Source organism: Pseudotamlana agarivorans (assembly GCF_001642835.1).
Classification (GTDB): Bacteria; Bacteroidota; Bacteroidia; order Flavobacteriales; family Flavobacteriaceae; genus Pseudotamlana; species Pseudotamlana agarivorans.
The window spans coordinates 41,220-54,585 of record NZ_LXEI01000021.1; the positions used below are offsets into that span (position 1 = coordinate 41,220).

Consider the following 13,366-nt stretch of genomic DNA (forward strand, 5'->3'; position numbering starts at 1 on the left):
TTACGCACTCCAGTCACTAAATTGACCTTCTGCTTGTTGCATAATTTCCTGAAGGATTTCATTTAGTTTAGTAATAGATACCTTGCCACGAAGTTCTTTTTTTACGGCCAACCGTATTGCGGCTTTTGCATTTTCTTTTTTTGTCCAGTCTAATTGTAAATTAGCTTTTACAGCTTTTACTACGGCATGGACGATATCTTGAATGGGACCTTCCTCTTTAATTATTTCCTTTTTAGCAGCAAGAATATCATAAAAAGCTAATTCTTCTTCGCTTAATCCTAACTCGTCTGTACGTTTAGCTTCATCCTGCAAAGATTTAGCACGGTCTATAAGCTCTACAATTGTTGCGTAGCTATCAAGAGCATTATTATGATATTTATCTATAACCTTTTCTAACTCTTCTTTTAGAGAAGTGTATTTTTTTATGTTTTTGTGAAGGCGAAGTTTAATTTCGTCTTTTAAAATATTCTTTATCAACTCAATCTTCAAGGCATTGCCATCCTTTTGTTTTTTTGCACCCAGTAAAAACGTTTCATCCAGAATGGAAATATCTGGTTTTTCAATACCCGACATAGCAAATACATCTACGATGTCTTCGGAGTCTATACTTTGACTAATGAGTTCTTTAACTTTTTCCTTTTGTTCGCTTCTAGTTGATTTTACAGACTTGGCATTTCGAATAGCCTTAGATACATGCTGTATAAAAAGCACATCGACTATTGCCTCTTGAATGGCTGGCTGACTTTTAACGATAGACAATAAGCCAGAAAGCTTTTTTTCTCCAAGCATAAAGTCGTTAGCTTCTTCATCGTATTTTATGATGTGGTTTACTGCTCGTTTTACTAGCAGAACTTTATCAGCATCTCTGAGTCTTTTCCATTCGTAGTATTCAATATTCTCAGGTATAAAGCTTTTACAAATTTCTATCTGATTAAAGAACAGTTCCAAAGCCTGCTCCATGTCCAGAGTAGGTTTGCCTTTTCCACCACCTTTCGTGTATTTATCTGTAGCAGATTTTAAATTATCACCAATACCAATATAATCGACAATAACACCGTTTCGTTTGTCTTTAAACACCCTGTTGGTTCGGGTAATGGCCTGCATTAAATTGTGACCTTTCATTATTTTATCTACATACATGGTATGTACACAAGGGGCATCAAAACCAGTTAACCACATATCGCGAACAATAACAATTTTTAAAGGGTCGTTGTTTTTTCTAAAACGCTTTTTCAGCGCTTCGGTAGCATCTTTGGTTCTAATATGTTTATTCCACTCAACGGGGTCTTTAGAAATGTTTCCTGTCATAACAACAGCAATTTCAGGGCAATCTTCGAGTGACGTTAATGCATTATACATTTTTACACAATTTCTGCGACTCATACATACAATCATCGCTTTACCATCCAGAGAAGAAATTCTATTGGTAAAGTGATTCAGGATGTCATTAGCAATTTTAGTTACCCGATCTTCACTACCCGCAGCATCTTCAACAGCAGCCCATTTTAAATTGCTGTTATCTTCAATGTCCTGAGTGATTTCGTCTACCTCATTATCAATGCTTTCATTCCAGAGATGTAATTTGGCTAATCGTGGTTCGTAGAAAATATTAACTGTGGCATTATCGTCTACTGCCTGTTTAATATCGTAAGTATGTATCACCTCCCCAAAAACTTCTTCGGTATCTGCATCTTTACTGTCAACAGGTGTTCCTGTGAATCCAATAAACGAAGCCTTAGGTAAGGCTTTACGAAGGTTAGATGCAAAGCCATCCAGAAGCCCATATTGTGTGCGATGCGCTTCATCGGCCATGACAATAATGTTTTCTCGTTCGGATAATACAGGGTGTTCCAGTTCACCTAAAACCTCATCGGAACCTGATTTCAAGCGAAACTTTTCTATGGTTGTAAAAATGACACCTCCTGCGCCTGCACTTAAAAGCTTTCGTAAATCTTCAGTCGAATCGGCATGTTGCACATCTCCAACCAAATCTTTTGCCAGTACAAAGTTTTCATATAACTGCATGTCCAGATCACTACGGTCTACCTGAACAACAATAGTTGGGTTTTTCAATTCTGGGAGACTTCTTAAAACTCCCGTATAAATGGCCATGGAAATGCTTTTACCTGAACCCTGGGTATGCCAGATTACTCCAATACGTCCGTCACCAAATGGACGAACCGATTTTTTAGCGGCTTCTACGGCAAAATTAACGCCGAAAAACTGATGATACTTGGCACCCTTTTTAATTAGGGAACCGTTATGGTCTTCGTGAAATATGAAGTTCTTGATATAGTTTAGTAAGCGCTCTTTAGGAAATAAGCCAAAGAGCAAGGTGTGCATCTGGAAATCATCTTCCGTTACCGTGTCTTTACCGTTAATGCTTTTCCAGGGCGCAAACCATTCCATGTCTGAAGAAAACATGCCGTGCTGCGCTTCGTTACCGTCGCTGATAATGGTTAATGCATTGTATTCAAACAATACAGGAATATCCTTTTTATAATGCTGTATCTGATTGTGAGCTTCTTTTATGTTGGTGTTTTCGTCGTACCAGTTCTTCAGTTCGAATACGATTAAAGGCAGACCATTAATGTAAATGATGATATCTGGCCGACGCTTATTTTTACCTGTTATACTAAACTGATTAACTACCAGAAAGGAATTGTTGTCTTTGCCTGACACTGTAAAATCAATAGGGTAGATGTGCACCGCTTTCTCGTTACCCTGAGCATCTTCGTAATTAAAATCGATGCCCTTGGTACATTTTAAATGAAAGTTCCGGTTACGGTGTTCCAAATCGGCACCCACATTATTTGTGAATTCGGCAACAGCCAATAGCTGAACCTCATTCGGAAGCTGCGGGTATTGTTTTTTTATAAAAGCCAATAACTGATCTTTTAATACAACTTCTTTATTATTCTGGGGCAGTTCGGTTCCCAGGGTATAATTGTATTTGAGATCTTTTAACCAGTCTATGGTGGCGTTTTCTATATTGGCTTCTGTGGTCATAGGCTTTTACTTAGAGAGCATTTTCGACTTGTTGTCTAAATGCTTTTAATTGAATATCTCCACTTATTAATTTTGGTAATAAGGTGTCTCGTAATTGAATAAGGGTTTGGTTTTCCAATTCATTTGATATTACCATCATTGAGTAAGAATGAAATTTATCCAACAACTCGTCAATAAGTGAAACATTTTTTGGAAATGGTATGCCAATTGAAAGAAGGTTCTGCTTATTTAGTTTTGGTTGAACCGCACCAGTTAGAAATTGGTTCATATCTAATTGGGCAATATGAGATATTATCAGTTTGTTGATACCTCTCATCTTTCCCTGTACAATATGAGCGTGATTATTAACCCAAAATTTTCCAAATGCATTAAAAGCAATTGGTGTTTTTCTTGAACGCAGATTTTCACCATCTTCAGAAATAATCACGTATTCACCCTCAAATAAGTAATCATCAATAAAATCAATTATTCCCGAAGCTCCATAGTATGGAAACTTACCTTTCCTAGTACTACGCTCCCTTGAACTTAATGGAATTCTTTTTGAATTTAAAATATTAGCTAAATCATCTAACCGTTTAACCTCCCAACCTTTAGGAATCTGTCCAAGTTCGCTTTCTACAAACTCACCATTCTGAAATGGGCCAAAATCTACAAACCAATGTTTGTATAAGGCCATGGCCATGTCTTCTAAGGTTTTGTTAATAGCTAGGTTGTTCTCTATTTTGTCGTCTATAGCAGAGAGGATGGATGCTATGGCTTTTTGTTCAGAGAGGGGTGGGATTGTTACGTCTATTTTATGAACATCATTCCTATTTAAAGTAGGAACACTAGTACCAGAATTGAATTCCTCAAATTTTAATGTTTTTAAAAAATAATAGATGAATTTTGGTTCATTTCCATGAAAATCCTTTACCCAAAGTGAGGTGTTAAGAGGCCAAAAGTCGTTTTTTTCATAATAAACTTGACCAAGAGTTCCTGAACGACCAGTTGTAACTCCTGGTCCTTTTACTTTGAATTCATTATGCCATGAACTAAATCCTGAAGCCGCAATGACCGGATATGACCCCATTTTTCTTTTTGAATTAGGTAGGTCATAGCCTCTTTGAAGCGTTACAACTTTACCAAGTTTGTATGTTTTCCAGTTGTGTGGCATTTAGTTAATTATAAAATTGAATAATATCTTGTATCCAAAGAGGACTTGATTCCGGATCTAACTTTAAATATTCTTGACAAATTTCATCTTTTTTTGAATCGAAAAACTCATGTATAGATTCAGTATCCCGATTGAAATTTCTATTAAGACTAGCTAGCTTCAATATTGAATTGGTACCACGGATAAAACTAAAGATTGATTCTTCTTCATAAGCATAATTAGAAAATATTTGTTGCACTGTTTCAGAAGAATTATTTGAAGAAATTACGGTTGGGTTATTATTTATTACAATTTCTAACGCAGAATAAAATCTTCTTGGGTTTAAAACTTCTTCAAATTCTGTTTCTGTGTTCAAAGTATCTCCAATTCTAACTAGTTTAATACTATTTGTATCATGATCGAGTTGTATCCTTCTAAAGCAGAGTTTTTTATTTTTTGTTTCCGAATTTACTTCTAGTTTAATTCCTCTTCGGTCTGTATCTATTAAACAATATATCTTTCCTTGTAAATCTTTAGCTTCTTCATTTGCTTGAATTGGTAAATAAAGATATTCGTATATTTTTTTTACTATAGTACAACCACCGACAGGTAATATTTTAACATCTAGATTGTCAGGTAAATAATGACTTAAATAATCTTTGTCTGTTTTTCCTTCTACGATTAACCAATTTGTAGATTTACTTCTTACTGCACTAATTATAGAAGATGTTAAATCGTAAAAGCTTTTTAGATTTACATCATTTGGATGAGTCCCTCTTTCTTCAAAATAATTTGCCAATTCAAAAACTTCAATGTTCACATTTGTAGTAGGAGATTTTTGAACATGATAAAGACGCCCTTTATTTAATACCGGTAATCCTCCATACCAATGAGTAGTGACAAATAACTGGGTGTTAAATTTGTTAGCTATTTCTTCTATCCGTTCATATTGTTCATAGCACATTGAAATATGTAAAGAGGTTTCAGGTTCATCTATGCCGATAATCACCTCATGGTCCGTCTCGTGTTCTTGAGAAATAAAAGCATAGGTAATATCAATTAATGCCTTTTTACGTTCTCCAGCACTTAAGTCTTGTATGTCTTTTTCATCCTTTTGAAGTCTCCTTTTTGAGAAATAAACATCTATAATTACCTCTGTAAAGTCTTTAACATTTACTTTTTTGGTTCTTTGTTCTCTATTAAAATGATAACTTGAGTCAATGGTTTGAACTGCTGCCTCAACTTCTTCTACGTATTCCTGAATTTTTTCGTTGATATAGTTAATGATAGCGACATTTCTAGTAGTTCTTCTTTGCGCACCTAAACCTGGTAATTCCAGAGTTTTATTAAGAGTACTTTTAATATCATCCTTAAGTTCTTTATTGGTTAAAGACTGAATGCCATTTTCTTCAATTCTCAAGAAATCGCTAATCGACATATCAACGGGGATATAAATAAAACGATAGTAATCTTTTATTTGTCCACATAAGGAATTGTGTTTTGATATAAAAGCACTTTCATCTATGGCTAATTCAGTTGTTATATGATTTTGAATTTTAGATTTAATCGTTCCTTGAACCGTTTCTTTATTATTAGGATTACTACTAAAAACAAATAAAAAATATTCATCTGATGAAAAATTGTTTTTCAAATTTTCTCTAAGAGAAATAAATTTTTCAAGCTCTGGGGTGCTTGCATAGAGTGAGGTAAAGTCTAAATTCCAAATTGCTAAACTCAAACTGTTTGCAAATTCAAATTTATCACCAGTAAACTCTGTAAATAGTTTTGATTTTTTAATCAAAAAAACAGGAGCAACACTAGAGTCTCTAATCCTTGCCCCCGAATGTATAATGAAATCTCTATCATTAAAAAATGAATCTAGCCCTTCTAAAATAGAACTTTTACCTGAGCCGTTATTGCCTATAAATAAGTTTAGTTTGTTGTCTTCTTTTTCTAAAAAGGGTATAAAATTAATACCATTATAAATTTTAAAATTCCTAAGAAATAATCCTGCTACCATTTTAAAATTTTTTAAAATTCTCTAAAATTTGTACTTGTAACTTATTGCCATTTTCAAACTGCCCTTGCAACTGAGTTTTTAAGGCTTCCATTTTTTCTTCAAAGGGGATACCGTTGTCTTCAATGGCTTCACTACCAACGTAAATACCAGGAGTCAGTTTGTAATCTTGTTTTTTAACTTCATCCAAAGTACCTGCATAGCAGTAGCCATCTATGTTTTCATAGCTAACAGATTGCGCTGTCTCCTTAGAAGGAACATTGCGCCAAGCATGATAGGTTTCGGCAACTTTGTTAACATCTTCATCGGTTAATACGCGCAGCTTACGGCTTTCCATGGTGCCCATCTTAGAAGTATCTATAAACAGAATTTCATTGCTACGCTCTCTGTGTATGCCATCTTTACCATCTCTGTTTTTACTTAAAATAAAAATACAGGCTGGAATACCAGTTGTTAAGAACAACTTGTCTGGGAGGCGCACTATACAATCTACCATGCTGTTGTCTACCATATATTGGCGTACATTTTTTTCGCCTTTATTGTTCGATGTCATGGCACCATTTGCCATAACCACACTTGCTGTACCTTTGTCGCTTAAATGGCTCCAAAACGTTTGCATCCACATATAATTGGCATTACCATCGGTAGTGAACTCTTCTCTAGGACCAAATAATCGTGGGTCATTTTCAGGTAAATCTTCGGGATGCCACTGGCTTACATTAAACGGCGGATTCACTATAATGAAATCAGCTTTTAGGTCCGGGAACTTATCTTGCAGTAAAGAGTCTCCCAAACGGACATCGAAAGATAAATCACGTAAAGCAAGATTCATTTTACATAAACGAAGTGTACCATCATAGCGTTCCTGTCCGTAGATTGAAATATTCTTTTTGTCTCCATTATGAGCCTTCAGGAATTTTAAGGACTGAACAAACATTCCTCCCGAACCACAGGCGGCATCAAATATTTTGCCTTCGTAAGGCTCTATCATTTCGACTAACAAGCGTACTATACTCCCTGGAGTAAAGAATTGCCCCGCACCAGAACCCTCGGCGATGGCAAACTTACCAATGTAGTATTCGTACACCCGACCTAAAATATCACTGTCTGGGTTTTCCTTTTCTGAAAGTTTGGGATTAGCCAATAAGTTTATTAAACCAGCAACCTGCTTCGCTGTTAGCTGGCTTTTAACAAATATTCTTGGGAGAATCCCTTTTAAGTCTGGCCTGTATGTTGCTAGAGTATCATCTAATAATTGGAAGGCATCGTCAACCAGAACTTTAATATTGTCCTGCTCAGCATTATCCTGTAGAAATTGCCAGGTTGCTTTTTTAGGAATGATGTAGGTGTTCTTAGAAAGGTATTCGTCTGAGTCTTCTAAAACATAGCGTTGTTCGTCAGTATCTTGAGTGTAGTAATCCGATTTAGGATCATTAAGCATCAAAGTTAACGTGTCACGTCTTAATTCATAGCGCTCAGAGATATGCTTTAGGAATATAAGTGGTAAAATGAAATCTTTGTACTGGTTTTCAGCAACGGCTCCGCGTAGTTCATTTGCAGCCTTCCATAATTCCTGTTCGAAATTTATATCGGCTTTCGTTGTTTTTTTAGTCATTTTGAGGTAATGTCTGTTTCTTCCCAATAAGGGGGTATTTTAGTTTTCTGAAAACTTTAGTGGCTTAATCTTAAAGAAAGCTTAAAATTAAAAAAGTAAATGAAAGTAGTACTACAATGAATAGTAATTCTTATGATGAAAATTTGAATATGGCTTTATTCCTTTAAGTTTATCTGTTTTTGAAAATCTATAATTCAAAATACCTTTTAGCCATCCATCCAGAACATAGGAATAACATTAAACTCAAGAAATGGCAATTTCCTATATATGTTTTTTCTACTTTGTTAGATAAAATGGGGATAAAGCAAATTTTGAACGAAAACTTAGGTATGTCATAAGTCTTCCAAAAATATACTTTTTGGGATATAGAAGTAAAAATTTTAAGGAAGTATGTATTGTTGGAGAAAATTAACCTTAATCATTCTTTTTTAGGAGGAGGATCTGGTGGAGACTGATAGCGTGGCATACTATTATTACTTTTGGGATTGGGAGTGCTGTTCGGATTGTTTGTTGGTTTTCCTTGAGGTGTATTATTTGATTGTTTAGCCATAATTTTAGATGTTAAATACTTGTTCAAAGTATTCGTCTGTATTTTTTTTACATTTTTTTACAATTCTTTTGGGTTTACTTCTGATTGTTTCTGCTATAATGGGATTAATATTGGTTTCAAGTTTTTTTAGTTTAAAGAAAATGTTTGTTGCTTGCTCCTCTGTTACTCTATTTGATTCGAAGTCATACCATAATTTTTCAATTTTGTTGTAATATTCGGTATAAAATTTATGAATGTCGTCTAAGTTTTTTAATTGTTTTTCATTCATAATTAAATGAGGTTGTAATAACCTTAATAATGAGACTCCGGTAATTAAAATACAAGCAATTAAAGGTAGGTTTTCCCATATTTTCCACCCCATTATTCCTGCTGATGAAAAAGCAAGAATTCCAATATTGAAAATCCTTAAAATAAACCTTTGTCGGTCAGAATATTTAGAAGCAAATTCTATATTATGTTTAGATTGAGTTAATTCTGCCCAAATTCTGTTTCTCATCTTTTCTGGTTAGTCTCCCTTTTTATGTTTATGTGGTTTCAAGGACGGTGTATTACCAGGAGTGTTTTTATTATCTCTTTGACGTCTGTCTGGTTTTCCTGTTGATTTTGCTGTTCTTTTTGGTCCAGGTTTTATTCCCATATTTTTAATATTTTGGTGGTTATAAAAATGATTTATTGCAATTTCGTTAATTTTGGTGATATTTAGGTTTAAACTTTTTAACATATTGATTTGTAGATATTAATAAGTTTTATTGACTTTGGTCTAATATCAAATAGTCGATATTCTATTATGTTGGCTAGCCTAAATATAGATTTTAAGACAAAGGATGGATTTTGAGATTACATGTACATATTAGATTATTATGTTTGTTTTATTATATTTTAGCGACTTTTTATTAATTAAAACCATGAATTTATTATGAAAGAACTTGTAGAACAAATCAATGCCCAATTCGAGGCATTCGCTAAAGACGCTAATGCTCAGTTAGAAAGTGGAAATAAAGCTGCGGGAACCAGAGCTCGTAAAGCCACTTTAGAAATGACTAAGCTTATGAAAGAATTTCGTAAGGTATCTTTAGAGGAGTCCAAAAAATAAGGATTTTGTATATTAAAGAATTATAGCATCCCTTCAAGTTATTGAGGGGATTTTTATTTGGGAGTGACGCCACTTGCATTTTTGTTGGGGTAGCAAGAATATTAATTTTTTAAACAAAAGAAATAATTGGTAAGAATAACTTGAGTAAATTTAGAACAAAACTAGACATAATTTATTCTTTGAAGTAAAAAGAGAATTGTTAAAAATTTAGAATTGAGAATTTGAGTAATATAGTTAATTGTTTTTTTCTCAATATTGACGGCTTGGAAATTTGGCGCTCTGGGTATGTATGGTAATAACTGAATTAATTTTTTATGAAAATAGTTTTATTTCTTGTTTGTCTTACAAGTTGGAGCCAACTTTTTTCTCAAACTGTAAGTGGGAAAATAGTTGATCAAAACAATGAACCTTTAGAGAATGTAAATGTTTATTTTAAAAAATATCATACCGGTACGGTTTCAGATAGGAATGGTTTTTTTTCCTTAAAAACACATGAATTATTAAAGGAGAATGATACAATCCATTTTTCATTATTAGGATATTCTACAACAAGTATTGCTTTGTTAGATTTTAATTTTAGAGAAAATTTCGTTGTCCTTACCGAAAAAACAGAAGCGTTAAATGAAGTTATAATAGAGCGATACGGTAAATTAAAAGACAAATTAAAATTCACAAAACTTACAAGTATGCACCATGCTGTTTTTGGATTTGGGTCTATTATTAAAAATAACAAAGTTTATATTCTGGGAGGGAATGAATTAGTTCAAACAGATGTAGGGAAAAAAGCAGTTATAATGTCCAATGGTTTAATAAGCGGTTTGCAAGATTTCGCAAAATTAACAAAAAGATATGCTGAAAAATCAACCCATGGATTTAGTGATAAATTGCAAGTTTATGATTTTAAAACTGAAAGATGGTTAGAAAATAAGATAGAATTGAATAATCGTGCTTATCATAATTTGAATTATTATGACGGGAGTTTATATGCCATAGGAGGTAAACAAATGTCAACCAATGGTATATTTGAGTCTCTTAATAATAAGGTTGAATCTATAAATATAGATTCTTTGGTTGTTAGAATCGATAAAACAAACCCACATCAATCAGTAAATTTTACTTCAGCTGTGTATAATAATTATCTAATTGTGTTAGGTGGTTCTTATAAAAAGAATGCTACTGCTCCTATTAGCTATATAGATAAAGTTCATATTTATAATTTTAAAACAGGACTTTGGTATGAATTAACAGAAATGCTTAACCCAAAAGAGGTTAGTGGGACTCTGTTAGGAGATAAAATTTACTTATTTGGAGGATATAAAGACAAAGTACTTTCAGATATTGAAGTATTCAATTTGATTGATGGCTCATGGAAAACTATAGGCAATTTACCAATACCCATGAAACGACCAGCACTTGCGGTAAAAGGAAATGACGTCTACATTTATGAGAGAGGTAATATGTTAGTTTTTGATACTAGAACAAAAGATATATCTAAATTTCATATCAATTTACAGCTAAAAGAGGCCAGTTTGCATTTTTATAATGATGCACTTTATATCGTAGGTGGTTATGAAGAAACCATTTATTCAAAAAAAGCATCCCCCAATATTTATGAAATAAAGTTGAGTGATTTTTTTAAAACAAAGTATACAGTTCAAAAGTTGGATTAATAACCTTGTGATTTTTTTAAAGATTTTATGCAAAAGCCTTTTACTTAGTGTATAAAATCATAATAGTAATTTTGAATAGGGTGTATCATTCTAGTGCTATATTATTTTTAGAAGGAGTATTTTTTAAGAAAGATAAGGCTTTTCATAAAGTAAATCTTATGGGGTTTAAATGGCTATTAAGTGAAGTATTAGTTTGAATTATTTATGCATAGGAGAACGCTTAGGTTTGTTAAGTAAAATTTGTCGTTATTAAAAATGAGTCATGAATAATTATTATATAGAGCATTTGTTACATTTGGGCATGACACCACTTACATTTTTAAATGTAAAATGTAAGTGGGTCGGGTCATCCACTATATCTTATGTGATTTTTATGAATCACAAAAGGATGCCGCTGCTACCCCTTATGCAAGGTATTATTAATAGTTCATTTCAGGACATTTCCCTGCATTTCGACAAGCTCCATTTCGGAAAAAGCACTTCAAGATACCCTCTTGGACACAGACTTAAAACCAAAAAAGCGATAATATTCCTAAGTTTTTTTGATTTTAAACCAGAGTCCGCTGCCACTACATCATCCACTTTAAAACTCACAAAAGAAGAAGATATTATATTTTGATTTTATCTAATAAGAAAGCCAGAAATACTATTTTCTTAACGGTCATTTCGGCAAAGTCTTCTCGGGACTTTGCACGCTCCGTCCTAAAAATACCATCTCTGTCAAGCATTTTAAGGGGTTTATAATGTTTGAGGCCTTTATTGGTTTTTGGTACAGCAAAAACCAGGCATAGCCAAAGGCACTTCTAATATGAATTCCCATAACACTGCAGGTTTAACTTCCTGTACACCTACGCCGTTATGGTTTTCATAAGAAGGCCTAAGGCTATAGTGGAACTTGTAAAGACCAAGTAAATTTTATCAAAACTTAAGGTTTCTACTTCCTTGAAAATCCAAGGATTTTACCACGTCGCAGACACTCCTGAACTTTTGATAAAAGTCTTTACAAAACCCACCTCAAACATGGTACTCTTTTAGAGAGAAGTATACAAAGCACCCCTTAAAATTCAAGTTTAATTAAAGCCAAAATAAGGGGCATTTATTAACCTTTTAAATTTTTTAATCATGAGTACAATTAAAAACAAAGTACAGTTAATTGGTAACGTAGGGCAAGAGCCAACGATGACCATTTTAGAAGACGGAAAAAAGTTAGCCCGTATTTCATTGGCTACGAATGAGTATTACAACAATGCCCAAGGCGAAAAACAAAACAATACCAGTTGGCACAATTTAGTAGCCTGGGGTAAAAAGGCGGATATCGTAGAAAAGTACGTGACTAAAGGCAAAGAAATTGCCATCGAAGGAAAACTAACCTCAAGAAGTTATGAGGATAAAGGCGGCGTTAAACGCTATATGACCGAAATTACAATTAGTGAAATTTTGCTACTTAGTAAATAGATGTAAAAAATAAGAGGGTGCTCCCTTTTAACTCAGCACCCTCTATTTATTTTAAAACTTCAAAAATTGAAGCTTATGAAAAGCAAAGTTAATGAAATACAGATATCTTATAAGGAGCAATTAAAAACTTCGGTGGTCATAACCAGTTCAAAAATGGCAAATGAGGTGATTTACGAACATTGGGATAAGAATACGATTGCCGTTTATGAGTCTTTTAAAGTCGTGTTACTGAATAATGCCAATAAGGTTAAAGGTATTTATCAACTGTCTACAGGTGGTATGACTGGAACTTTAGTTGATATTCGATTGTTGTTCGCCATTGCATTAAAAACACTTGCAACCGGCTTGATTTTATGTCATAATCACCCGAGTTCAAAGCTTAAACCCAGTGAAATGGATAAACAAATTACTGAGAAGATTATAAAAGCTTCAAAGTTATTAGATATTAAGGTGCTGGATCACCTCATTATTACGCCAGATGGTGACTTTTTTAGTTTCGCGGACAATGGACTAATTTAAATTTAAAGTGATGATTTATTTGAATTATTCCAATTTAGATGCTGAAACCCAAGAACGATTGCTGAAAACCTCAAAAGTAGATGTTGAGCGCCAATTTGGAAACTCCTTAAAAGCTTATGCACTAAAACACCATTTGAATTATCAAACTGTTTTAGAAGAAGAAGCCATCCGACACCTTAATAGTTATACCTATGTGTTTAATATTTGATTATTAATTTTTAATACCATGCAGAAAGACCTCAAATTTGGGGTCTTTTTTCTTTTCAATGGTTGAAGGTGGTTTTAGGAAAATTGATGTTCTAAATT

At 33.5% G+C, this 13,366-nt stretch carries 12 protein-coding genes; 5 read left to right on the forward strand and 7 right to left on the reverse strand.

All coding sequences use genetic code 11. The features are described from left to right. The 7 genes from A6I66_RS15225 to A6I66_RS17040 form a co-directional block, all read right to left on the reverse strand. Nucleotides 1-3,009: a type I restriction endonuclease subunit R gene (locus tag A6I66_RS15225; RefSeq protein ID WP_067151356.1), complete on the reverse strand. Its 3,009-nt coding sequence runs from the start codon at nucleotides 3,007-3,009 to the stop codon at nucleotides 1-3. A 10-nt stretch (nucleotides 3,010-3,019) separates the two neighbouring features. Continuing rightward, on the reverse strand, nucleotides 3,020-4,162 hold the full coding sequence (locus A6I66_RS15230; protein ID WP_067151360.1) for a restriction endonuclease subunit S: 1,143 nt from the start codon (nucleotides 4,160-4,162) through the stop codon (nucleotides 3,020-3,022). Between the two features lie 4 nt (nucleotides 4,163-4,166). Beyond that, nucleotides 4,167-6,161: an AAA family ATPase gene (locus tag A6I66_RS15235; RefSeq protein WP_067151363.1), complete on the reverse strand. Its 1,995-nt coding sequence runs from the start codon at nucleotides 6,159-6,161 to the stop codon at nucleotides 4,167-4,169. Between the two features lies 1 nt (nucleotide 6,162). After that, nucleotides 6,163-7,773, reverse strand: a complete 1,611-nt coding sequence (locus A6I66_RS15240; RefSeq protein WP_067151366.1) for a type I restriction-modification system subunit M — start codon at nucleotides 7,771-7,773, stop codon at nucleotides 6,163-6,165. 418 nt (nucleotides 7,774-8,191) lie between these two features. Further along, nucleotides 8,192-8,323 (reverse strand): hypothetical protein, encoded by a 132-nt coding sequence (locus A6I66_RS17035; protein WP_262509422.1) that lies wholly within the window; start codon nucleotides 8,321-8,323, stop codon nucleotides 8,192-8,194. Between the two features lie 4 nt (nucleotides 8,324-8,327). Further along, nucleotides 8,328-8,819: a hypothetical protein gene (locus A6I66_RS15245; protein ID WP_067151369.1), complete on the reverse strand. Its 492-nt coding sequence runs from the start codon at nucleotides 8,817-8,819 to the stop codon at nucleotides 8,328-8,330. Nucleotides 8,820-8,828: 9 nt separating this feature from the next. Next, a complete protein-coding gene (locus A6I66_RS17040) occupies nucleotides 8,829-8,960 on the reverse strand; it encodes a hypothetical protein (RefSeq protein WP_262509423.1) in 132 nt (43 codons plus the stop codon). 279 nt (nucleotides 8,961-9,239) lie between these two features. Here A6I66_RS17040 and A6I66_RS15255 point away from each other — a divergent pair, with 279 nt between their 5' ends. From A6I66_RS15255 to A6I66_RS15280, 5 genes are all read left to right on the forward strand, one after another. After that, nucleotides 9,240-9,416 (forward strand): histone H1, encoded by a 177-nt coding sequence (locus tag A6I66_RS15255; protein WP_067151375.1) that lies wholly within the window; start codon nucleotides 9,240-9,242, stop codon nucleotides 9,414-9,416. Between the two features lie 314 nt (nucleotides 9,417-9,730). After that, nucleotides 9,731-11,086 carry a Kelch repeat-containing protein gene (locus A6I66_RS15260; RefSeq protein ID WP_067151378.1) on the forward strand — a complete coding sequence of 452 codons (1,356 nt, stop codon included), beginning with the start codon at nucleotides 9,731-9,733 and terminating at the stop codon, nucleotides 11,084-11,086. A 1,122-nt stretch (nucleotides 11,087-12,208) separates the two neighbouring features. After that, complete coding sequence (locus tag A6I66_RS15270; RefSeq protein WP_067151384.1) at nucleotides 12,209-12,541, forward strand: single-stranded DNA-binding protein; 333 nt, start codon at nucleotides 12,209-12,211, stop codon at nucleotides 12,539-12,541. A gap of 75 nt (nucleotides 12,542-12,616) precedes the next feature. Beyond that, on the forward strand, nucleotides 12,617-13,060 hold the full coding sequence (locus tag A6I66_RS15275) for a JAB domain-containing protein (RefSeq protein ID WP_067151387.1): 444 nt from the start codon (nucleotides 12,617-12,619) through the stop codon (nucleotides 13,058-13,060). Nucleotides 13,061-13,070: 10 nt separating this feature from the next. After that, on the forward strand, nucleotides 13,071-13,268 hold the full coding sequence (locus A6I66_RS15280; protein ID WP_067151390.1) for a hypothetical protein: 198 nt from the start codon (nucleotides 13,071-13,073) through the stop codon (nucleotides 13,266-13,268). The last annotated feature ends 98 nt before the right edge of the window (nucleotides 13,269-13,366 follow it).

What these genes read in the sequence shown, in the direction of transcription:
- A6I66_RS15225 (WP_067151356.1), bottom strand. Translation starts at nt 3,009, where the DNA reads ATGACCACAGAAGCCAATATAGAAAACGCCACCATAGACTGGTTAAAA.
- A6I66_RS15230 (WP_067151360.1), bottom strand. Translation starts at nt 4,162, where the DNA reads ATGCCACACAACTGGAAAACATACAAACTTGGTAAAGTTGTAACGCTT.
- A6I66_RS15235 (WP_067151363.1), bottom strand. Translation starts at nt 6,161, where the DNA reads ATGGTAGCAGGATTATTTCTTAGGAATTTTAAAATTTATAATGGTATT.
- A6I66_RS15240 (WP_067151366.1), bottom strand. Translation starts at nt 7,773, where the DNA reads ATGACTAAAAAAACAACGAAAGCCGATATAAATTTCGAACAGGAATTA.
- A6I66_RS17035 (WP_262509422.1), bottom strand. Translation starts at nt 8,323, where the DNA reads ATGGCTAAACAATCAAATAATACACCTCAAGGAAAACCAACAAACAAT.
- A6I66_RS15245 (WP_067151369.1), bottom strand. Translation starts at nt 8,819, where the DNA reads ATGAGAAACAGAATTTGGGCAGAATTAACTCAATCTAAACATAATATA.
- A6I66_RS17040 (WP_262509423.1), bottom strand. Translation starts at nt 8,960, where the DNA reads ATGGGAATAAAACCTGGACCAAAAAGAACAGCAAAATCAACAGGAAAA.
- A6I66_RS15255 (WP_067151375.1), top strand. Translation starts at nt 9,240, where the DNA reads ATGAAAGAACTTGTAGAACAAATCAATGCCCAATTCGAGGCATTCGCT.
- A6I66_RS15260 (WP_067151378.1), top strand. Translation starts at nt 9,731, where the DNA reads ATGAAAATAGTTTTATTTCTTGTTTGTCTTACAAGTTGGAGCCAACTT.
- A6I66_RS15270 (WP_067151384.1), top strand. Translation starts at nt 12,209, where the DNA reads ATGAGTACAATTAAAAACAAAGTACAGTTAATTGGTAACGTAGGGCAA.
- A6I66_RS15275 (WP_067151387.1), top strand. Translation starts at nt 12,617, where the DNA reads ATGAAAAGCAAAGTTAATGAAATACAGATATCTTATAAGGAGCAATTA.
- A6I66_RS15280 (WP_067151390.1), top strand. Translation starts at nt 13,071, where the DNA reads ATGATTTATTTGAATTATTCCAATTTAGATGCTGAAACCCAAGAACGA.